Genomic DNA, 19,621 nt, shown 5'->3' on the forward strand with positions numbered 1-19,621 from the left:
GATGGGTTCACAGCCGCCCGGCGGACCGCTGTGGATAACTCACTCCACCGTCACCGACTTGGCCAGGTTGCGCGGCTGGTCGACGTCGGTGCCCTTGAGCACGGCGACGTAGTAGGACAGCAACTGCAGCGGGATGGTGTAGAGGATCGGCGAGAGGATGTCGTGGATGTGCGGCATCTGGATCACGTGGGTGCCTTCGCCATTGGTCATGCCGGCTTGTTCGTCGGCAAACACAATCAGCTCACCGCCACGGGCACGCACTTCCTGAAGGTTGGATTTGAGCTTCTCCAACAGCTCGTTGTTCGGCGCCACGGTGACCACCGGCATGTCGTTATCCACAAGCGCCAGCGGGCCGTGCTTGAGCTCACCAGCCGGGTAGGCTTCGGCGTGGATGTAGGAGATCTCCTTGAGCTTGAGGGAGCCTTCCATTGCCACCGGGTACTGGGCGCCACGGCCGAGGAACAGGGTGTGGTGCTTGTCGGCAAACAGCTCGGCGGTCTTCTCCACCACACCGTCCATGGCCAGGGCTTCGCCCAGGCGGATCGGCAGGCGGCGCAGTTCTTCCACCAGCTCGGCTTCGACGCCGGCGGCCAGGGTGCCACGTACCTGACCCAGGGACAGGGTCAGCAACAGCAGGCCCACCAGTTGGGTGGTGAAGGCCTTGGTGGAGGCCACGCCGATTTCGCGACCGGCCTGGGTCAGCAGGGTCAGGTCGGACTCACGCACCAGGGAGCTGATGCCGACGTTGCAGATGGCCAGGCTGGCGAGGAAGCCCAATTCCTTGGCATTGCGCAGGGCGGCCAGGGTGTCGGCGGTTTCGCCGGACTGGGAGATGGTCACGAACAGGGTGTCGGGCTGCACCACCACCTTGCGGTAGCGGAACTCACTGGCCACTTCCACCTGGCACGGAATACCGGCCAGTTCTTCCAGCCAGTAACGGGCGACCATGCCGGCGTGATAGCTGGTGCCACAGGCGACGATCTGTACATTGCGCACCTTGGCGAACAGCTCGGCGGCTTGTGGACCGAAGGCCTGGACCAACACCTGATTGGCGCTCAGGCGACCTTCCAGGGTGCGCTGTACCACGGAAGGTTGTTCGTGGATTTCCTTGAGCATGAAGTGACGGAACTCGCCCTTCTCCGCTGCTTCGGCGCCGTCGCGGTACTGCACCGCTTCACGCTCGACGGCCTGGCCGTCGATGTCCCAGATCTGCACGCTGTCGCGGCGGATCTCGGCGATGTCGCCCTCTTCCAGGTACATGAAGCGGTCGGTGACCTGGCGCAGGGCCAGTTGGTCGGAGGCGAGGAAGTTTTCCCCCAGGCCCAGACCGATCACCAGCGGGCTGCCGCTGCGGGCTGCCACCAGGCGATCCGGCTGGCTGGCGCTGATCACGGCCAGGCCATAGGCGCCGTGCAGTTCCTTGACCGTGGCCTTGAGAGCCACTGTGAGGTCGCCCAGGTCCTTGAGTTTGTGGTTCAGCAGGTGGGCGATGACTTCGGTGTCGGTGTCCGAGGTGAACGCGTAGCCCAGGGCGCTGAGCTGCGCGCGCAGTGCTTCGTGGTTCTCGATGATGCCGTTGTGCACAATCGCCAGGTCGCCGGAGAAATGCGGGTGGGCGTTACGCTCGCACGGGGCGCCGTGGGTGGCCCAGCGGGTGTGGGCGATGCCCAGACGGCCGACCAGCGGCTCGCTGGCCAGGGCCTGTTCCAGTTCGCTGACCTTGCCCGGGCGCCGCATGCGCTCAAGCTTGCCGGCGTTGGTGTAGACCGCTACACCGGCGCTGTCGTAGCCGCGGTATTCGAGGCGCTTGAGGCCTTCCAGCAAAATGGCGGTGATATTGCGTTCAGCAACGGCGCCAACAATTCCACACATGGTTTCTCTCCTAGCTGACAGCCGCGCAAATCAGAGTTATGCCGCGGGCCTGGATTTGGTCGCGGACCTCAAAGGGCAGGCGATCATCGGTAATAAGGGTATGGACGCTGCTCCATGGCAGCTCCAGGTTGGGAATCTTGCGGCCGATCTTGTCGGATTCGACCATCACCACCACTTCACGAGCCACTTCGGCCATGACCCGGCTCAACCCCAGCAATTCGTTGAAGGTGGTGGTGCCGCGGGCCAGATCGATACCGTCGGCACCGATAAACAGCTGGTCGAAGTCGTATGAGCGTAGAACCTGTTCAGCCACCTGGCCCTGGAAGGACTCGGAATGGGGGTCCCAGGTGCCGCCGGTCATCAACAGCACCGGCTCATGCTCCAGCTCGCTCAGGGCGTTGGCCACATTCAGGGAGTTGGTCATGACCACCAGGCCCGGTTGCTGGCCCAGTTCGGGAATCATGGCGGCGGTGGTGCTGCCACTGTCGATGATGATCCGTGCGTGTTCACGGATGCGCTGTACTGCGGCCCGGGCAATCGCCTGCTTGTAGAGGGACACAGGCTGGCCAAGATCGCTCACCAGTTCCTGGGGCATGGTGATGGCGCCGCCGTAACGCCGCAGCAGCAGGCCATTGCTCTCCAGTGCGGCCAAGTCCTTTCGAATCGTAACTTCAGAGGTTTCGAAACGCTTGGCCAAGGCATCAACGCTCACTTCGCCCTGTTCATTGAGCAAGGCAAGGATGTTGTGGCGACGTTGGGGAGTGTTGCGCTTCGACATGGCGGCTTAAGTTTCGATTCGAAAGATAACAGGCGCAATAAAAACCTATGATCGAAACTTCGTCAAGCGGGGGAAGTGAAAAAATTCGCCGGCAAGCCGGCTCCTACCGATCGGTGCAGGAGCCGGCTTGCCGGCGAACAGGACTCCGCGGTTGTGGATAACCTCAGTCCTTCTTGATCTTCTCCGGCCGCTTCCAGCCGTCGATGTTCTTCTGCCGGGCCCGGCCTACCGCCAGTTGGGCTGGCGCCACGTTCTGGGTGATGGTGGAACCAGCGGCCGTGGTGGCACCGGACAAGATATCCACAGGCGCCACCAGGGAGTTGTTGGAACCAATGAACACATCTTCACCCATGACCGTCTTGTGCTTGTTCACCCCGTCGTAATTGCAGGTGATGGTCCCGGCGCCGATGTTGGTGCGGGCGCCGATCACAGCGTCGCCCAGGTAAGTCAGGTGACCGGCCTTGGCGCCCTGCCCCAGGTGGGCATTCTTCAGTTCGACAAAGTTACCCACATGGGCCTTGGCTTCCAGCACCGTGCCGGGGCGCAGGCGGGCGAACGGGCCGGCATCGCTGCCCTCACCCATTACCGCGCCGTCGAGGTGACTGTTGGCCTTGATCACCACACCCTTGCGCAGGGTGCTGTCCTTGATCACGCAGTTGGGGCCGATGATCACGTCGTCCTCGATCACCACTCGGCCTTCGAGAATCACATTGATGTCGATCAGCACGTCGCGGCCGGCGGTGACCTCACCGCGCACGTCGAAGCGTGCCGGGTCGCGCAGAGTCACGCCCTGGGCCATCAGCCGGCGCGCCGCGCGCAGCTGGTAGTGACGCTCCAGTTCCGCCAACTGCTTGCGGTCGTTGGCGCCCTGCACTTCCATGGCGTCATGGGGCTGCTCGGTGGCGACGATCAGGCCGTCGCTGACCGCCATGGCGATCACGTCGGTCAGGTAATACTCGCCCTGGGCGTTGTTGTTGGACAGACGGCCGGTCCAGTCGCCCAGGCGCTTGCCGGGCACCGCGAGGATTCCGGTGTTGCCTTCGGTAATGGCGCGCTGGGCTTCATTGGCATCTTTCTGCTCGACGATAGCGCTCACCTTGCCGGCTGCGTCGCGGACGATGCGACCGTAACCGGTGGGGTCGTCCAGCTCGACGGTCAACAGACCCAGTTGTTCCGGTCCCACCTGCTTGAGCAGGCGCTGCAGGGTCTCGACTTCGATCAGTGGTACATCGCCGTAGAGGATCAGCACTGTGTCAGCCGTGATAAAAGGTACGGCCTGGGCCACCGCGTGGCCGGTGCCCAGTTGCTTGTCCTGCAACACGAAATTCAGGTCATCGGCCGCCAAACGCTCACGCACCGCATCCGCACCGTGGCCGATCACCACGTGGATGCGCTGTGGATCAAGTTGCCGGGCGCTGTGGATAACATGCCCGAGCATGGAATTGCCGGCGACCGGATGAAGCACCTTCGGCAGCGCCGAGCGCATGCGAGTCCCTTGACCCGCGGCGAGGATAACGATTTCGAGAGACATGACTGGCTACCAATCCTGGGTGGTCGGCGACTGCGACCAGAGGGGGTGAATGGCGGAAAATAAAAAGGGTAGCCGAGGCTACCCTTTTTAATCAATCACACAGAAAGCTTGCGGCTTAGCCGCCGAACTTCTTGCGGATCTGCTGGACGGTACGCAGCTGAGCTGCGGCCTCGGCCAGACGTGCAGCAGCAGAACCGTAGTCGAAATCTGCGCCTTTTTCATTCAGGGCCTTCTCAGCAGCCTTGACGGCTTCCTGAGCGGAGGCTTCGTCCAGGTCGGCAGCACGTTGCACGGTGTCGGCAAGAACCTTGACCATGTTCGGCTGAACCTCGAGGAAACCACCGGAGATGTAGAACACCTCGGCTTCCCCGCCCTGCTTGATCAAGCGGATCGGACCTGGCTTCAGGTTGGTGATCAGCGGTGCGTGACCCAGAGCGATACCAAGATCACCCAGTTCACCGTGCGCAACCACCATCTCCACCAGACCGGAGAAGATTTCCCCTTCCGCGCTGACGATATCGCAATGGACTGTCATAGCCATCTGCTTGCCTCAACCTAAATTAGCGCCCGTTGCCGGGCGCCGGGATTACAGTTTCTTGGCTTTCTCGATCGCTTCGTCGATGCCGCCGACCATGTAGAACGCTTGTTCTGGCAGGTGGTCGTAGTCACCGTTGAGGATGCCTTTGAAGCCAGCGATGGTGTCTTTCAGGGAAACGTATTTGCCTGGAGAACCAGTGAAGACTTCAGCCACGAAGAACGGCTGCGACAAGAAGCGCTGGATCTTACGAGCGCGGGATACCAACTGCTTGTCGGTTTCCGACAGCTCGTCCATACCCAGGATCGCGATGATGTCCTTCAGCTCTTTGTAACGCTGCAGTACGTACTGAACGCCGCGAGCGGTCTCGTAGTGTTCGTTGCCGATCACGTTCGGGTCCAGCTGGCGGGAAGTCGAGTCCAGTGGGTCTACCGCTGGGTAGATACCCAGGGAAGCGATGTCACGGGACAGAACGACGGTGGCGTCCAAGTGGGCGAAGGTGGTCGCTGGCGACGGGTCGGTCAAGTCGTCCGCAGGTACGTATACCGCTTGGATCGAGGTGATCGAGCCTTGCTTGGTCGAAGTGATACGTTCTTGCAGAACGCCCATCTCTTCAGCCAGGGTCGGCTGGTAGCCTACTGCGGAAGGCATACGGCCCAGCAGTGCGGATACTTCGGTACCGGCCAGGGTGTAACGGTAGATGTTGTCGACGAACAGCAGAACGTCGTTACCTTCGTCACGGAACTTCTCGGCCATGGTCAGGCCGGTCAGGGCTACGCGCAGACGGTTTCCCGGCGGCTCGTTCATTTGGCCGTAGACCAGTGCCACTTTGTCCAGAACGTTGGAATCCTTCATCTCGTGGTAGAAGTCGTTACCCTCACGAGTACGCTCACCCACACCGGCGAACACGGAATAACCGCTGTGCTCGATGGCGATGTTACGGATCAGTTCCATCATGTTTACGGTCTTGCCTACACCGGCACCACCGAACAGACCGACTTTACCGCCCTTGGCGAACGGGCAAACCAGGTCAATTACCTTGATCCCGGTTTCCAGCAGGTCGTTGCCGCCTGCCTGTTCTGCGAAGGAAGGCGCTGGACGGTGAATGCCCCAACGCTCTTCTTCACCGATAGGACCGGCTTCGTCGATTGGGTTGCCCAGTACGTCCATGATCCGGCCCAGGGTCGCTTTACCGACCGGTACGGAGATGGCTGCGCCAGTGTTGTTGACGTCCAGACCGCGCTTCAAGCCTTCGGTGGAGCCCATCGCAATGGTACGCACCACGCCGTCGCCCAGCTGTTGCTGAACTTCCAGAGTGGTTTCGGCGCCTTGAACCTTCAAGGCGTCGTAGATGCTCGGTACGCTGTCGCGTGGAAATTCCACGTCGATAACGGCGCCGATGATTTGAACGATACGTCCGCTACTCATAGCTGGATCCTCTGAATATTTGAACCGTTAAACCGCGGCAGCGCCGCCGACGATTTCCGAGATCTCTTGGGTGATCGCAGCCTGACGCGCCTTGTTGTAGATCAGCTGCAAATCGCTGATCAAATCACCGGCGTTGTCGGTAGCGTTCTTCATTGCGATCATCCGCGCCGCTTGTTCAGCTGCGTTGTTCTCGACCACCGCCTGGTAGACCTGCGACTCCACGTAACGGACCATCAAGCCGTCCAGCAGCTCCTTGGCATCCGGTTCGTAGAGATAGTCCCAGTGGTGCTTGAGTTCTTGATCCGGGGTTGCCTCCAGTGGAATCAACTGCTCCACGGTCGGCTGCTGGGTCATGGTGTTGATGAACTTGTTGGATACCACGGACAGGCGGTCAATCCGGCCTTCCAGGTACGCATCCAGCATCACCTTGACGCTGCCGATCAGATCGTTGATCGACGGCTCTTCACCCAGATGGCTGATAGCTGCAACGACGTTACCGCCGAAGTTGCGGAAGAAGGCCGCACCCTTGCTACCGACCACACACAGATCGATCTCGACGCCTTGTTCGCGGTTTACCGCCATGTCCTTGACCAGGGCCTTGAACAGGTTGGTGTTCAAGCCACCACACAGACCACGGTCACTGCTCACCACAACGTAACCGACGCGCTTGATAGCACGGTCGATCATGAACGGGTGACGATATTCCGGGTTGGCGTTGGCCAGATGACCAATAACCTGGCGGATGCGCTCCGCATAAGGACGGCTAGCAGCCATGCGCATTTGTGCCTTGCGCATTTTGCTGACCGCCACTTTTTCCATGGCGCTGGTAATTTTTTGCGTGCTTTTGATGCTCGCAATCTTACTGCGAATCTCTTTTGCGCCTGCCATGTAACACCTATCAGGTTAGCAAGCGGGAGCCTTGCGGCTCCCGCTGCGGCTTACCAGGTTTGGGTGGCTTTGAACTTCTCGATACCGGCTTTCAGGCCAGCGTCGATTTCGTCATTGAAGTCACCCTTCACGTTGATCTTCGCCATCAGGTCGGCGTGATCGCGGTTGAAGTAAGCAATCATGGCCTGTTCGAAGCTACCAACTTTGGCAATCTCGACGTCCGTCAGGAAGCCACGTTCAGCGGCGTACAGGGACAAGGACATGTCGGCGATGGACATCGGCGCATATTGCTTCTGCTTCATCAGCTCAGTAACGCGCTGACCATGCTCAAGTTGCTTACGGGTCGCTTCGTCCAGGTCAGAAGCGAACTGGGCGAATGCCGCCAGTTCACGGTACTGAGCCAGAGCGGTACGGATACCACCGGACAGCTTCTTGATGATCTTGGTCTGAGCGGCACCACCCACACGGGATACCGAAACACCGGCGTTCACAGCCGGACGGATGCCGGAGTTGAACATGGCCGATTCCAGGAAGATCTGACCGTCGGTGATGGAAATCACGTTGGTCGGAACGAACGCGGAAACGTCGCCAGCCTGGGTTTCGATGATCGGCAGAGCGGTCAGGGAACCGGTCTTGCCAGTCACTGCGCCGTTGGTGAACTTCTCTACGTACTCTTCGGAAACGCGAGAAGCGCGCTCCAGCAGACGGGAGTGGAGATAGAACACGTCACCTGGGTAGGCTTCACGGCCTGGTGGACGGCGCAGCAGCAGGGAAATCTGGCGGTAAGCCACTGCTTGCTTGGACAGATCGTCATAAACGATCAGCGCGTCTTCACCGCGGTCGCGGAAGTATTCGCCCATGGTGCAACCGGAGTACGGAGCCAGGAATTGCAGTGCTGCAGATTCCGAAGCGCTCGCTGCAACGATGATGGTGTTAGCCAGTGCACCGTTTTCTTCCAGCTTGCGAACCACGTTGGCGATGGTCGATTGCTTCTGACCGATCGCTACGTAGACGCAGAAAATGCCGCTGTCTTTCTGGTTGATGATCGCGTCGATCGCCAGAGCGGTCTTACCGATCTGACGGTCACCGATGATCAGCTCACGCTGGCCACGGCCGACTGGGATCATGGCATCGACAGCCTTGTAGCCAGTCTGTACAGGCTGGTCTACCGACTTACGCCAGATCACGCCTGGAGCAACTTTCTCGACCGCGTCGGTCTCGGTGTTGTTCAGCGGACCTTTGCCGTCAACTGGGTTACCCAGTGCGTCGACTACGCGACCCAGCAGTTCCTTACCAACAGGAACTTCGAGGATGCGGCCAGTGCACTTGGCGCTCATGCCTTCAGCCAGACTGGTGTACGCGCCCAATACAACGGCACCTACGGAGTCTTGCTCCAGGTTGAGGGCCATACCGTAGACGCCGCCCGGAAACTCGATCATCTCGCCGTACATGACGTCGGCCAGACCGTGAATCCGCACGATGCCGTCAGATACGCTGACGACAGTGCCTTCGTTACGGGCTTGGGAGGTCACATCGAGCTTGTCGATGCGGCCCTTGATAATTTCACTTATTTCGGAAGGATTGAGTTGCTGCATTGCTCTGCTGCCCCTTCAAACTCAAGATTTCAATGCTTCGGCAAGGCTCGCGAGTTTGCCGCGAATCGAGCCATCGATAACCAGGTCGCCGGCGCGGATTACGACGCCACCAATAAGGCTGGCATCCTCCGCAGCGTGCAGTCGCACTTCCCGGCCGAGCCGTGCACTGAGAACCTTGGCGAGTTTGTCTTGCTGTTCTTGGTTCAATGCGAACGCACTGGTTACATCCACATCCACCGATTTCTCTTGCTCGGCCTTGTACAGGTCGAACTGAGCGGAGATCTCCGGCAACAGCAGGAGACGGTCGTTTTCGGCGGCAACGTGAATGAAATTCTGTGCCTGTGCATCAAACTTGTCGCCACACACTTCGATAAAAGTGCTGGCCTTTTCTGCGCTCGTCAGTCGCGGGGCCTTAAGCACGCGCTGCATGGTGTCATCTTGTGACACCGCTGCAGCCAGGCCGAGCATGGCTGACCAAGAGGCCAGCTGCTGGTGGGCCTGAGCGTGCTCGAAGGCCGCCTTAGCGTAAGGTCGGGCCAACGTGGTCAGTTCTGCCATGATCGCCCTCGCTTAAATTTCAGCAGCCAGTTTGTTAACCAGCTCTGCGTGCGCGTTTTGATCGATTGTGGCACCCAGGATCTTCTCTGCGCCGTTGACTGCCAGGCTGCCCAGTTGGGCACGCAGCGCGTCTTTGACACCGTTCAGTTCCTGTTCGATCTCGGCCTGAGCCTGAGCCTTCACACGTTCAGCTTCGACACGAGCCTGTTCACGGGCTTCGTCGACGATCTGAGAACCGCGCTTCTTGGCTTGCTCAATGATTTCAGCTGCCTGAGCTTTAGCTTCGCGCAGTTGCTGACCCGCTTTATCTTGGGCCAGTTCCAGGTCACGAGCTGCTCGGCTGGCAGCGTCCAGTCCATCCGCGATCTTCTTTTGACGTTCGTGCAAAGCAGCAATGACCGGAGGCCAAATGAACTTCATGCAGAACAATACAAAAATTAAGAACGCAACGGACTGGCCAATCAGGGTTGCATTAATGTTCACGCCAACACCTCGCTCGTTCGTTGTCCGTCACACCAATCAACTCGAATACTCGAGTGATTAGCCAGCGAGTTGACCAACGAAGGGGTTTGCGAAGGTGAAGAACAGAGCGATACCAACACCGATCATGGTTACGGCGTCGAGCAGACCGGCAACGATGAACATTTTGACTTGCAGCATTGGAACCATTTCTGGTTGACGCGCAGCGCCTTCCAGGAACTTGCCGCCCAGCAGGCCGAAACCAATTGCGGTACCCAGTGCGCCCAGGCCAATCAACAGTGCAACAGCGATAGCGGTTAGACCAACTACAGTTTCCATCTTTCCTCCCGACTTTTACGTCGTATGGTTTAGGTTTTTTAGATTAAAGCGGTAAAACAAATCGTTTCATCGAGCCCGAGACGGGCTCCCTCTCGCCGCAACGAGAGGGACATCAGACTAGTCGAGACTGGTCTTAATGGTTCTCTTCGTGCGCCATCGACAGGTAGACGATGGTCAGCATCATGAAGATAAAGGCCTGCAGGGTGATGATCAGGATGTGGAACACAGCCCACGCCCATTGCAGAACCACACCCATGCCGCTGAGCCACAGCAGACCGCTGCCGAACATCACAGCGATCAGGATGAACACCAGTTCGCCGGCATACATGTTGCCGAACAGACGCAGTGCCAGAGAGATCGGCTTGGCAATCAGGGTCACGAACTCCAGCAGGAAGTTCACCGGAATCAGCAGCGCTTGAACGAAGATGTTCTTGCTGCCGAACGGATGCAGGGTCAGTTCGCCGATGAAGCCGCCGATGCCCTTGATCTTGATGCTGTAGAAAATGATCAGCGCGAACACCGACAGGGCCATGCCCAGGGTGGCGTTCGGGTCAGTGGTGGAAACGGCACGGAATGGAATGTGCGGATCGCCCGAGATCAACATGGCCAGTTGCGGAATCCAATCCACCGGTACCAGGTCGATGGCGTTCATCAGGAACACCCAGACGAAAATGGTCAGCGCCAGCGGTGCGATCACCGGGCTGCGGCCGTGGAAGCTGTCCTTCACGCTGCCATCGACGAAGCCAACCATGACTTCAACGAAGTTCTGCAAAGCGCCCGGCACGCCGGAAGTCGCCTTCTTGGCCGCCATGCGGAACAGAAGAATGAAGATCACACCCAGTGCGACAGACCAGCCGAGGGTATCGACGTGGAATGCCCAGAAGCCCATTTCCTTGGCTTCTGCTGCGGAGTGGGCAAAGCCCCAGCTCCCATTGGGTAGCTGACCGAAGGTCAGGTTCTGCAAGTGGTGCTGGATATAGCCCGAAGCGGTTGTTTCTGCTGACATGGTTGCCTCAAACGCCCTAAGGTCTCGAAAGTCTTGTTCTCATTAGCAGGGGAGCGAACCAGCTGACCAGTTGGGTCAGCACGAAGACGCCGAATACAGCCAGCGGCGCCAATGGCTTCACACCTGCAAACGTCAGTGCAAACAGCACCGCCGTCAAAATCAGTTTGCCCGCCTCGCCGGCATAAAAAGACCGGACGATGGCTTGGGCCGCTCGGGCGCCGGAAAACCGAAATGCCCTGTGAGCGAAATACACATTGGGTAGCAAGGCTATCAGTCCTCCGCAAAGGCCTGAGTATCCGGCAACGACTCCACGCCATTGCCAAAGCGCCAGAGCGGCTATCAGTAGAATGACCAACTGAGCCAGTAAAACCGGAAAAACCGCCAAGCGATGAAACGGCAAGCGGTTTGGCGTGCGGGTTTCCATCGCTCTTGCTCCTCAAGGGTCGGCTGCCAGAATTCAATAACTTGGCATAATTTGTGCCGACAAAATGCGCGCAGAGTATAGGGGCGGTTCAGCCCCTATTCAACTGCCGGGTAGTGATTTCCGACTGCGCGCTACATAAGGAAATGTTTCAGCGGATGTGAGCGAGGACGCCTTGCAGCTCATCCAGGGAGTTATAGCCGATCACCAGCTGTCCCTTGCCCTTCTTCCCGTGGCGAATCTGCACCGCAGAGCCCAGGCGCTCAGCCAGGCGCTGCTCGAGACGGGCGATATCCGGGTCCGGCTTGACCGGTTCAGCAGGCTCCTGTTTGCCGCTCAGCCACTGGCGAACCAGTGCCTCGGTCTGACGCACAGTGAGACCTCGTGCGACAACGTGTCGCGCCCCTTCAACCTGTTGATTTTCCGGCAATCCGAGCAAAGCACGGGCATGACCCATTTCCAGGTCGCCGTGGGACAACATGGTCTTGATCACCTCAGGCAAGGCAATCAGGCGCAGCAGGTTGGCCACGCTGACACGGGACTTGCCCACTGCTTCGGCGACCTGTTGCTGAGTCAACTGGAATTCCTGCTGCAGGCGCTGCAGAGCCACCGCTTCCTCGATGGGATTGAGGTCTTCGCGCTGGATGTTCTCGATCAGCGCCATGGCGATGGCGGTTTCATCCGGCACATCGCGGACCATCGCCGGGATGGTCTCCTGGCCAGCCTGCTGGCTGGCACGCCAGCGGCGTTCACCGGCGATGATTTCAAAGCGCCCACCACCAATGGGGCGCACCACGATCGGCTGCATCACGCCCTGGGTCCTGATGGAATTCGCCAACTCTTCCAGCGCCTGTGGGTCCATATCCCGGCGCGGCTGGTACTTGCCGCGCTGGATCAGGTCCAGGGGCAGGTGCTGCAGCTCACGCTGGTCGGCCTGCACCGCTTGTTCTTCCAGGGCACTGACAGTCGGACCACTCAACAGTGCATCCAGTCCACGTCCGAGACCTCGTTTCTTGACGGCCATGGGGATTCCTTAAGTTGGCTGGGCGGCTGCGACGCGGGATTGTTTACGTTGCCGGCGAACCATCTCGCCCGCCAGGGCCAGATAGGCCAGCGCGCCACGGGATTGTTTGTCGTACGCCAATGCCGGCATGCCGTAGCTCGGCGCCTCGGCCAAACGGATGTTGCGCGGAATCACGGTGTCGTAAAGTTGCTCACCGAAGTGTTCCTTGAGCTGGGCGGAAACATCGTTCATCAGGCTCAACCGCGGGTCGAACATGGTGCGCAACAAGCCTTCGATCTTGAGCTGCGGATTGAGCAGTTCAGCGATGCGCTTGATGTTATCCACAAGGTCGCTCAAGCCTTCCAATGCGTAGTACTCGCACTGCATGGGGATAATCACCCCATCGGCGGCCACCAGGGCATTGAGTGTGAGCATCGACAACGACGGCGGGCAGTCGATCAGAATGTAGTCGTAGTTTTCACGGATCGGTGCCAGGGCGCTGCGCAGACGGCTTTCCTTCATCTGCATTTCCAGCAGCACCACTTCCGCGGCCGTCAGGTCGCGGTTGGCCGGCAGCAATTGATAACCGCCGTGCTCGGAGAAGTGCATGGCCTGGGCCAGGTCGCATTCGCCGATCAGCAGGTCGTAGACCGAGTTTTCCAAACCGTGTTTATCCACACCGCTACCCATGGTGGCGTTGCCCTGTGGATCGAGATCGATCAACAGCACCCGGCGCTTGGTCGCTACCAGGGATGCTGCGAGGTTGATGCAGGTGGTGGTCTTGCCCACGCCACCTTTCTGGTTCGCTATCGCGAATACCTTAGCCATTCTTGCTTGTGTTCCCAATCATGCCGTGCGGCGCAGTATCAGCAGATGGCGTTGGCCTTGGCAACCGGGTACGGCCAAGGCGTGTTCGCTATCGAGGTGGAAGTCTGCCGGCAATGCTAACAGCTCATCAGAGGGATGGACGCCCTTCATTGCCAGCCAGCGTGTATCGCGGTCGCCCAGGTGGCGGGTCCAACTGGTGAAGTTCTCCATGCTGCTGAACGCCCGGGAAATGATCCCATTGAATGGCCGCTCAGGGGTGAAGGCTTCGACCCGGTTGTGGATAACTTGCAGGTTATCCAGCTTGAGTTCGAGTTTTACCTGGGTCAGGAAACGGGTTTTCTTGCCATTGCTGTCCAGACAGGTGACTTGCGACTCGGGAAACAGGATCGCCAGGGGAATCCCCGGCATCCCGCCACCGCTGCCGACATCCAGCCAGCGGCCGTTTTCGATGAACGACATTACGCTCAAGCTATCGAGCAGATGGCGGGAGACCATTTCATCCGGGTCGCGCACCGCCGTCAGGTTGTAAGCCTTGTTCCACTTGATCAACAGGGCCAGGTAACCCAGCAGCAATTCGTGCTGGGTTGCGCTCAGATTGACACCGAGCTGGCGAGCGCCTGTGGATAACTCATCCGCGTGTTGTGGGGTGACCATAGAACTCAAGCGCTTTGCTCCAACTGACGGCCCGCGCCGCGTTTTTTCAAGTGAATCATCAACAGGGAAATTGCCGCGGGGGTCACGCCGGGAATTCGCGATGCCTGGCCCAGGGTTTCCGGACGGGTCGCGCCAAGCTTGCTCTGGATTTCCTTCGACAACCCGGAAATGCCGGTGTAATCGATATCCACAGGCAACTTGGTGTCTTCGCTGGCCCGCAGACGAGCAATTTCGTCCTGCTGGCGATCGATATAGCCTGCGTACTTGGTCTTGATCTCGACCTGTTCCGCGACTTGTGGATCTTCAGCGCCATGCCCGGTCACTTCGACCAGACCAGCGTAGTCGATTTCTGGACGGCTCAGCAGGTTCAGCAGGTTGTACTCGTGAGTCAGCGGGGTGCCGAATTTCTGAGCAATCGCATCGCCCTGCTCGGTTCCAGGCCGAACCCAAGTCGACTTCAAGCGCTGTTCTTCCTGGGCAATACCTTCGCGTTTCTTGCAGAAGGCGGCCCAGCGCACGTCATCCACCAGACCCAGCTCGCGACCTTTTTCGGTCAGACGCAGATCGGCGTTGTCTTCACGCAGGATCAAGCGATATTCCGCCCGGGAAGTGAACATCCGGTACGGTTCCTGGGTGCCAAGAGTAATCAGGTCATCGACCAGCACACCGATATAGGCTTCATCGCGGCGCGGGCACCAGCTGTCTTTGCCCTGGGCACGCAGTGCGGCGTTGGCACCGGCCAGCAAACCTTGGGCACCAGCTTCTTCGTACCCGGTGGTGCCGTTGATCTGACCGGCGAAGAACAAGCCGCCGATGACTTTGGTTTCCAGGCTGTATTTCAAGTCCCGCGGATCGAAGTAGTCGTACTCGATGGCATAACCCGGGCGCACGATATGAGCGTTTTCCATGCCGCGGATCGATTGCACGATCTGCAACTGCACGTCGAACGGCAAGGATGTGGATATCCCGTTCGGATACAGCTCGTGAGTGGTCAGGCCTTCGGGTTCGATAAACACCTGATGGCTTTCCTTGTCGGCGAAGCGGTGGATCTTGTCTTCGATCGACGGGCAGTAACGCGGGCCGATGCCTTCGATTACCCCGGAATACATCGGCGAACGATCGAGGTTCGAGGCAATGATCTCGTGGGTGCGGGCGTTGGTGTGGGTAATCCAGCAACTGACCTGTTGTGGATGCTGTTCTTTCGAGCCCAGGAACGACATCACCGGAATAGGTGTATCTCCTGGCTGCTCGGTCATCACCGAGAAATCCACAGAACGGCCATCGATACGCGGTGGAGTACCGGTTTTCAACCGACCAACGCGCAGCGGCAGCTCCCGTAGACGTTGGGCCAGGGCGATCGAAGGTGGATCGCCGGCTCGACCACCGGAATAGTTCTGCATCCCGATGTGGATAAGTCCGCCGAGAAAGGTCCCTGTCGTCAGGACCACGGATTCAGCGAAGAACCGCAGACCCATTTGAGTCACCACGCCTCGCACCTGATCCTGCTCGACGATCAGGTCATCGGCTGCTTGCTGAAATATCCACAGGTTGGGCTGGTTCTCGAGAATCTCGCGAACAGCGGCCTTATACAGAACGCGGTCGGCCTGGGCGCGAGTAGCACGCACGGCTGGGCCTTTACGACTGTTCAAGACACGAAACTGAATACCACCTTTATCGGTAGCCATGGCCATCGCGCCGCCCAGGGCATCGATTTCCTTGACCAGGTGGCTCTTGCCGATCCCACCAATCGCGGGGTTGCAGCTCATTGCTCCGAGGGTTTCCACGTTATGCGTCAGCAACAGGGTTTTTGCCCCCATGCGTGCTGATGCAAGTGCTGCCTCGGTACCGGCATGACCGCCGCCGATGACGATCACTTCAAAACGGGAAGGGAAATCCACCACGCACCTCGTGCCTGCTTCAAGTAGGAGTAATTAGGAGTAGTTGTCGGGTTGGTTTTTGGACCAAGGCGGCAAGTATAGGGACTTCGACCTTTCTAAAGAACCCTTTGCACAAAATTTAACCAGCTGTGGATGACTGACGGACAATAGAAATTAAAAGAGAGAAATTTATTAAATCTTTGTTTTTATGTTTATTCTTATGCAGCACCACTTCTGTGGATAGATTGCTACAGGCCTTTATATTCAATATGTACAGAGGTTTTAAACTCTGTGGTTAGGTGCCCGTGAGGCCCTTGGATAAGCGCTTTAAACCTGTGGATGAATGAGGTGGTTATCCACAGGCGTGGTTTTCCTCAGCTTTGAAGCCCGGTTATCAACTGAGCTGAGGGCCAGTTATTCACAGGGCTTAATCCACAGAAATCCGTAGCCTTGGCTAAAAGACGCCCACGCAGAAGCTCTTCGCTGAAGCCGATTCCGGCAAAGGTGCAATCAAAAAATGTCTGATAAGCGAAACAGACAGGCCTCAGCAGACCTGTCTTTGGATAATCGAGCGGACTTAAGCGGGTTTATGAGGCGATGCGTGTCAGCCGTCCCTGAATCCACCAGCTCAGTCCCAGTAGCAACACTGCCAGGGCGATCCAGTACCTTTTCAACAATGCGATACCGGTCTCCGGCAGGCTGCGTTGGGTGTACTCAAAGGCATTGGCCAGCGCTTGAGCATTGAGCCGGCCGGAATCATTGCCGGCAGCCGTTGCTGTAACGCTCAACGCGAAAGGCCTGTCGACCGAGCTGTCACCCTGTAGCAGAGCCACTATGGGATTTCTCGCTTCAGCGCCGGACTCATTTATCCAATGTGATGATTGAAGAGGTGTAAAACCCAATTCCTGGGCATTGCTGGCCTGGACATGACCAGCGTTGTAGGCGGTTCCCTGTGGATCATGGGCATCCACCGAAACGAACCACTGCTGGGAATGATCTTTGGGAAACACCAGGCCCAGGACTTCGGAGGCTAGCGCACTGGAGTCGAACGTCTGCAGAATCCGAAAGGCTTCCGGCGGTCCGACGAAAACATAGTCCTGGGCCAGTTCCAGAGTCGCCTTGCCCAGCAGCTCGATGCTCGCCGGGCCAACGACTGCGGAGCGGCTGGCCTGCTCGAAGACATTGCCGCGCTCCGTCATCGACACCTGTTCGGGCGAGGTTTGGGCCAGGGCGCCTTGCCATACAAGGACCAGACCAAAGGTTGCGACACAACGACTGAAGCGCATAAACACCTTCCACACAGTTGGTTCATACACTGGCCGGCGACAGATTCATCCGGGCACTACTTCCGGATGAGCGCGGGTCCATCCAAATACAGCAACCGGCAATGGTGGTCTGCTTTTCAGGGAAGGCATATCGGATACGTCTGATTTTCAAGCCTGAAACACGATGGATACTCCTGCGACTGGGCTGTTTGTCCACAGTGGTCCGAGAGCCCCGAACCGAACTGTGGATAACCTTTGCTCAGGTCCGTTGCCGAGGCCAGAGCTGTGGAAACAACTCATGTTGCAAAGGCGCACCAGCCGGAAGTTGCTCGCTCAAGCCGGGGAACTCGGGAGATGTTCGCCAGGGCCTTGGTGCATGTCGCATGTCTTCCCCCAGAAAGCGCAGGGAAAAGGCCCGCCGCCGCCGATCTCCGCTGACGCCACCGGCGGCGTGCAAGGTCAGCATGTGGAAAAAAACGGCATCGCCGGGCTGCAGCTCCCAGCCAAGAATGCTCCACTCCTCGCGATCGGCCTCGATGTCCGGAAGATCCGCCAGGCTGCCTTCCGGAAACCACTTGGCCTGGTTATCCAGAAAGGTGCGGGGCATCAACCAGGGCCCCAGGTGTGACCCGGCGACGAACTCCAGGGTCGACTCCCGGGCAACCGGGTCCACGGGCATCCACATGCTGCAGTTCTGCCGCCCCTCAACGTTGTAGTAAGGCTGATCCTGATGCCAGGGTGTGCGCTGCCGGGTATTGGGCTCCTTGACCAGCAGATGGTCGTGATACAGCTGCGCTTGCGCACTACCCATCAGTTGCGCGGCGACATGGCCGACTCGGCTTTCAAAGATGAACCGTCGATAGTCGGGATTCTCACGCCAGTTGCAGAAGTCCTCGAAGAACCAACCCGGATCATCAGGGCCACTGGCGACCTTGGCCCGTTCACTGGGTTGCGCCAGGTTGCGTTCGATGCCCTGCTCCAGCAAGGCAACTTCAGCAGCACTGAACAATTGGCGAATGCACACCGCGCCATCGCGCTGGAAGGCTTCGACGGTAGATAACGGCAACTCGAACGATCCCATGGGCTTATCCTTTTTCATGAGCTTCAATACCGGGCTCGATCCCTGCCTTGCTGAAGGAACCTGGTCTGATCCATATCCAATAGGCCAACGACAACAACGCTAGCCAACCCAACCCCACATACAATGCCAGGCGAGTATCGGGAAATGCGCCCAGTACACCGAAGATGAACAACATGAAGACTGCCGCGCAGAGCTGGCCTCCATTCCCCAGGGGAACCGGAAAGTGCAGCGCCTGGATCTCTTCGGCTGTCATGGCCCAACGCATGGCCATCTGCGACAACAGGATCATCAGCCAGACCCAGACCACCGAAAAGGTCACCAGAGAGGCAAAGATCAGGAACAGCTCTTCCGGTACCCAGTAGTTGAGAAGCACCCCGAGCAGCAATGCCACAGACATCACCAGCACCGTCATCCAGGGCACGCCGAATCGCGAGGTGCTGGCAAAAATGGCCGGCGCCTGACCGATGGCGGCCATGCCATACATCATGCGGCCGGCACTGAAGATATCGCTGTTGATCGCCGAAACCACCGCTGATATCACCACGATATTCAGCACTGTGGCCGCCGAACCTATCCCCAGGCTGCTGAAAATCTGCACAAATGGACTGCCCTGGTTACCGACGCTCGACCAGGGAAGCAACATCAGTAGGATCAGCAAGGTGAGGACATAGAAGATCAGGATCCGCAGCGGCACCGAGTTGATGGCCTTGGGAATCATGCGCTGCGGGTCCCTGGCCTCGCCGGCGGTGATGCCGATCACCTCGATGCCGCCGAAAGCGAACATGACGATGGTGAAGGAGGCGATCATTCCCTCCAGGCCATTGGGGAAGAAGCCGCCGTACTCCCAGAGGTTGCTCGGCCCCATGCTGGCCTGGCCCTCTCCCAGTTGGATACCGAAGAACAACAGAGTAAAGCCGCCAACGATCATGGCGAGGATGGCGCAGACCTTGAGCAGCGACAGCCAGAACTCCATCTCGCCAAATACCCGCACGCTGCACAGATTCAAGGCGCCGATGCCGAGGACAATGCTCAGTACCCAGATCCACCTCGGTGTATCGGGAAACCAAAGGCCCATGTAGACACCAAAGGCGGTGACGTCCGCCAGGCACACCATGAGCATTGAAAAGGCGTAGCTCCAACCGGTGAGAAACCCGGCGTAGCGCCCCAGATAGTGGCTGGCGTAATACCCGAAGGAGCCGGAAACCGGGGTTCTGACAGCCATTTCACCCAAGGCGCGCATGGTCAGGTAGATTGCCGCGCCGCCAATCAGGTAAGCCAGCAGGACCGAGGGGCCAGCCTTCTGGATAGCGGCCGCCGAGCCGTAGAACAACCCGGTGCCTATGGCTGAACCCAGAGCAATGAAGCGGATGTGCCGAGTGCTCAAGCCACGGTGTAAAGCAGAGCCCGCGTTTGCCATGTCTGTTCCTTGAATGCAGATTCATCGGGATCAGCCGGCGTCCGTCAGCCGGCCCAGGCCGCACATCAAGGTCAGTTTTCCCAGAT

19 protein-coding genes are annotated in these 19,621 nt (G+C 58.7%); all 19 read right to left on the reverse strand.

Translation table 11 applies throughout. The features are described 5' to 3' along the window. Window positions 1-39: 39 nt before the first annotated feature. The gene (gene glmS / locus P7C00_RS00360) at window positions 40-1,872 is read right to left on the reverse strand and encodes a glutamine--fructose-6-phosphate transaminase (isomerizing) (protein ID WP_102862409.1); all 1,833 of its coding nucleotides are present in this window, start codon (window positions 1,870-1,872) and stop codon (window positions 40-42) included. 10 nt (window positions 1,873-1,882) lie between these two features. Beyond that, window positions 1,883-2,650: a DeoR/GlpR family DNA-binding transcription regulator gene (locus P7C00_RS00365; protein WP_102862410.1), complete on the reverse strand. Its 768-nt coding sequence runs from the start codon at window positions 2,648-2,650 to the stop codon at window positions 1,883-1,885. Between the two features lie 163 nt (window positions 2,651-2,813). Beyond that, window positions 2,814-4,181, reverse strand: coding sequence for a bifunctional UDP-N-acetylglucosamine diphosphorylase/glucosamine-1-phosphate N-acetyltransferase GlmU (gene glmU, locus P7C00_RS00370; protein ID WP_346634716.1), 1,368 nt, complete (start codon window positions 4,179-4,181; stop codon window positions 2,814-2,816). Window positions 4,182-4,296: 115 nt separating this feature from the next. Next, window positions 4,297-4,722: a F0F1 ATP synthase subunit epsilon gene (locus tag P7C00_RS00375; protein WP_011064380.1), complete on the reverse strand. Its 426-nt coding sequence runs from the start codon at window positions 4,720-4,722 to the stop codon at window positions 4,297-4,299. Window positions 4,723-4,767: 45 nt separating this feature from the next. Next, a complete protein-coding gene (atpD, locus tag P7C00_RS00380) occupies window positions 4,768-6,144 on the reverse strand; it encodes a F0F1 ATP synthase subunit beta (RefSeq protein ID WP_011064381.1) in 1,377 nt (458 codons plus the stop codon). A gap of 27 nt (window positions 6,145-6,171) precedes the next feature. Next, window positions 6,172-7,032 (reverse strand): F0F1 ATP synthase subunit gamma, encoded by an 861-nt coding sequence (gene atpG / locus P7C00_RS00385; RefSeq protein ID WP_011064382.1) that lies wholly within the window; start codon window positions 7,030-7,032, stop codon window positions 6,172-6,174. A gap of 50 nt (window positions 7,033-7,082) precedes the next feature. Further along, the gene (atpA, locus tag P7C00_RS00390; protein ID WP_102862412.1) at window positions 7,083-8,627 is read right to left on the reverse strand and encodes a F0F1 ATP synthase subunit alpha; all 1,545 of its coding nucleotides are present in this window, start codon (window positions 8,625-8,627) and stop codon (window positions 7,083-7,085) included. 21 nt (window positions 8,628-8,648) lie between these two features. Beyond that, window positions 8,649-9,185, reverse strand: a complete 537-nt coding sequence (locus P7C00_RS00395; protein ID WP_346634715.1) for a F0F1 ATP synthase subunit delta — start codon at window positions 9,183-9,185, stop codon at window positions 8,649-8,651. Between the two features lie 12 nt (window positions 9,186-9,197). Next, window positions 9,198-9,668: a F0F1 ATP synthase subunit B gene (locus P7C00_RS00400; protein WP_011064385.1), complete on the reverse strand. Its 471-nt coding sequence runs from the start codon at window positions 9,666-9,668 to the stop codon at window positions 9,198-9,200. Between the two features lie 57 nt (window positions 9,669-9,725). Beyond that, complete coding sequence (gene atpE, locus P7C00_RS00405) at window positions 9,726-9,983, reverse strand: F0F1 ATP synthase subunit C (protein ID WP_002555987.1); 258 nt, start codon at window positions 9,981-9,983, stop codon at window positions 9,726-9,728. Between the two features lie 133 nt (window positions 9,984-10,116). Continuing rightward, window positions 10,117-10,989 carry a F0F1 ATP synthase subunit A gene (atpB, locus tag P7C00_RS00410; protein WP_102862414.1) on the reverse strand — a complete coding sequence of 291 codons (873 nt, stop codon included), beginning with the start codon at window positions 10,987-10,989 and terminating at the stop codon, window positions 10,117-10,119. A gap of 16 nt (window positions 10,990-11,005) precedes the next feature. Further along, window positions 11,006-11,413: a F0F1 ATP synthase subunit I gene (locus tag P7C00_RS00415; protein WP_016964883.1), complete on the reverse strand. Its 408-nt coding sequence runs from the start codon at window positions 11,411-11,413 to the stop codon at window positions 11,006-11,008. Between the two features lie 148 nt (window positions 11,414-11,561). Further along, the gene (locus P7C00_RS00420) at window positions 11,562-12,434 is read right to left on the reverse strand and encodes a ParB/RepB/Spo0J family partition protein (RefSeq protein ID WP_047306723.1); all 873 of its coding nucleotides are present in this window, start codon (window positions 12,432-12,434) and stop codon (window positions 11,562-11,564) included. 9 nt (window positions 12,435-12,443) lie between these two features. Then, on the reverse strand, window positions 12,444-13,241 hold the full coding sequence (locus P7C00_RS00425; RefSeq protein WP_317070754.1) for a ParA family protein: 798 nt from the start codon (window positions 13,239-13,241) through the stop codon (window positions 12,444-12,446). 18 nt (window positions 13,242-13,259) lie between these two features. Beyond that, window positions 13,260-13,895, reverse strand: a complete 636-nt coding sequence (gene rsmG, locus P7C00_RS00430) for a 16S rRNA (guanine(527)-N(7))-methyltransferase RsmG (protein WP_404940126.1) — start codon at window positions 13,893-13,895, stop codon at window positions 13,260-13,262. A gap of 5 nt (window positions 13,896-13,900) precedes the next feature. After that, window positions 13,901-15,793, reverse strand: a complete 1,893-nt coding sequence (gene mnmG, locus P7C00_RS00435; protein ID WP_170001381.1) for a tRNA uridine-5-carboxymethylaminomethyl(34) synthesis enzyme MnmG — start codon at window positions 15,791-15,793, stop codon at window positions 13,901-13,903. Between the two features lie 566 nt (window positions 15,794-16,359). Then, entirely contained in the window at window positions 16,360-17,058 is a 699-nt protein-coding gene (locus tag P7C00_RS00440) for a DUF2167 domain-containing protein (RefSeq protein ID WP_404937964.1), read from the reverse strand. 238 nt (window positions 17,059-17,296) lie between these two features. Continuing rightward, a complete protein-coding gene (locus tag P7C00_RS00445; protein WP_404937965.1) occupies window positions 17,297-18,118 on the reverse strand; it encodes a phytanoyl-CoA dioxygenase family protein in 822 nt (273 codons plus the stop codon). 4 nt (window positions 18,119-18,122) lie between these two features. Continuing rightward, a complete protein-coding gene (locus P7C00_RS00450) occupies window positions 18,123-19,535 on the reverse strand; it encodes an amino acid permease (protein ID WP_404937966.1) in 1,413 nt (470 codons plus the stop codon). Window positions 19,536-19,621 lie beyond the last annotated feature (86 nt).

Origin of the sequence: Pseudomonas sp. JDS08PS003 (assembly GCF_045013505.1) — a bacterium.
Taxonomy (GTDB): Bacteria; Pseudomonadota; Gammaproteobacteria; order Pseudomonadales; family Pseudomonadaceae; genus Aquipseudomonas; species Aquipseudomonas protegens_B.

What these genes read in the sequence shown, in the direction of transcription:
- glmS (WP_102862409.1), bottom strand. Translation starts at nt 1,872, where the DNA reads ATGTGTGGAATTGTTGGCGCCGTTGCTGAACGCAATATCACCGCCATT.
- P7C00_RS00365 (WP_102862410.1), bottom strand. Translation starts at nt 2,650, where the DNA reads ATGTCGAAGCGCAACACTCCCCAACGTCGCCACAACATCCTTGCCTTG.
- glmU (WP_346634716.1), bottom strand. Translation starts at nt 4,181, where the DNA reads ATGTCTCTCGAAATCGTTATCCTCGCCGCGGGTCAAGGGACTCGCATG.
- P7C00_RS00375 (WP_011064380.1), bottom strand. Translation starts at nt 4,722, where the DNA reads ATGGCTATGACAGTCCATTGCGATATCGTCAGCGCGGAAGGGGAAATC.
- atpD (WP_011064381.1), bottom strand. Translation starts at nt 6,144, where the DNA reads ATGAGTAGCGGACGTATCGTTCAAATCATCGGCGCCGTTATCGACGTG.
- atpG (WP_011064382.1), bottom strand. Translation starts at nt 7,032, where the DNA reads ATGGCAGGCGCAAAAGAGATTCGCAGTAAGATTGCGAGCATCAAAAGC.
- atpA (WP_102862412.1), bottom strand. Translation starts at nt 8,627, where the DNA reads ATGCAGCAACTCAATCCTTCCGAAATAAGTGAAATTATCAAGGGCCGC.
- P7C00_RS00395 (WP_346634715.1), bottom strand. Translation starts at nt 9,185, where the DNA reads ATGGCAGAACTGACCACGTTGGCCCGACCTTACGCTAAGGCGGCCTTC.
- atpE (WP_002555987.1), bottom strand. Translation starts at nt 9,983, where the DNA reads ATGGAAACTGTAGTTGGTCTAACCGCTATCGCTGTTGCACTGTTGATT.
- atpB (WP_102862414.1), bottom strand. Translation starts at nt 10,989, where the DNA reads ATGTCAGCAGAAACAACCGCTTCGGGCTATATCCAGCACCACTTGCAG.
- P7C00_RS00415 (WP_016964883.1), bottom strand. Translation starts at nt 11,413, where the DNA reads ATGGAAACCCGCACGCCAAACCGCTTGCCGTTTCATCGCTTGGCGGTT.
- P7C00_RS00420 (WP_047306723.1), bottom strand. Translation starts at nt 12,434, where the DNA reads ATGGCCGTCAAGAAACGAGGTCTCGGACGTGGACTGGATGCACTGTTG.
- P7C00_RS00425 (WP_317070754.1), bottom strand. Translation starts at nt 13,241, where the DNA reads ATGGCTAAGGTATTCGCGATAGCGAACCAGAAAGGTGGCGTGGGCAAG.
- rsmG (WP_404940126.1), bottom strand. Translation starts at nt 13,895, where the DNA reads ATGGTCACCCCACAACACGCGGATGAGTTATCCACAGGCGCTCGCCAG.
- P7C00_RS00440 (WP_404937964.1), bottom strand. Translation starts at nt 17,058, where the DNA reads ATGCGCTTCAGTCGTTGTGTCGCAACCTTTGGTCTGGTCCTTGTATGG.
- P7C00_RS00445 (WP_404937965.1), bottom strand. Translation starts at nt 18,118, where the DNA reads ATGGGATCGTTCGAGTTGCCGTTATCTACCGTCGAAGCCTTCCAGCGC.
- P7C00_RS00450 (WP_404937966.1), bottom strand. Translation starts at nt 19,535, where the DNA reads ATGGCAAACGCGGGCTCTGCTTTACACCGTGGCTTGAGCACTCGGCAC.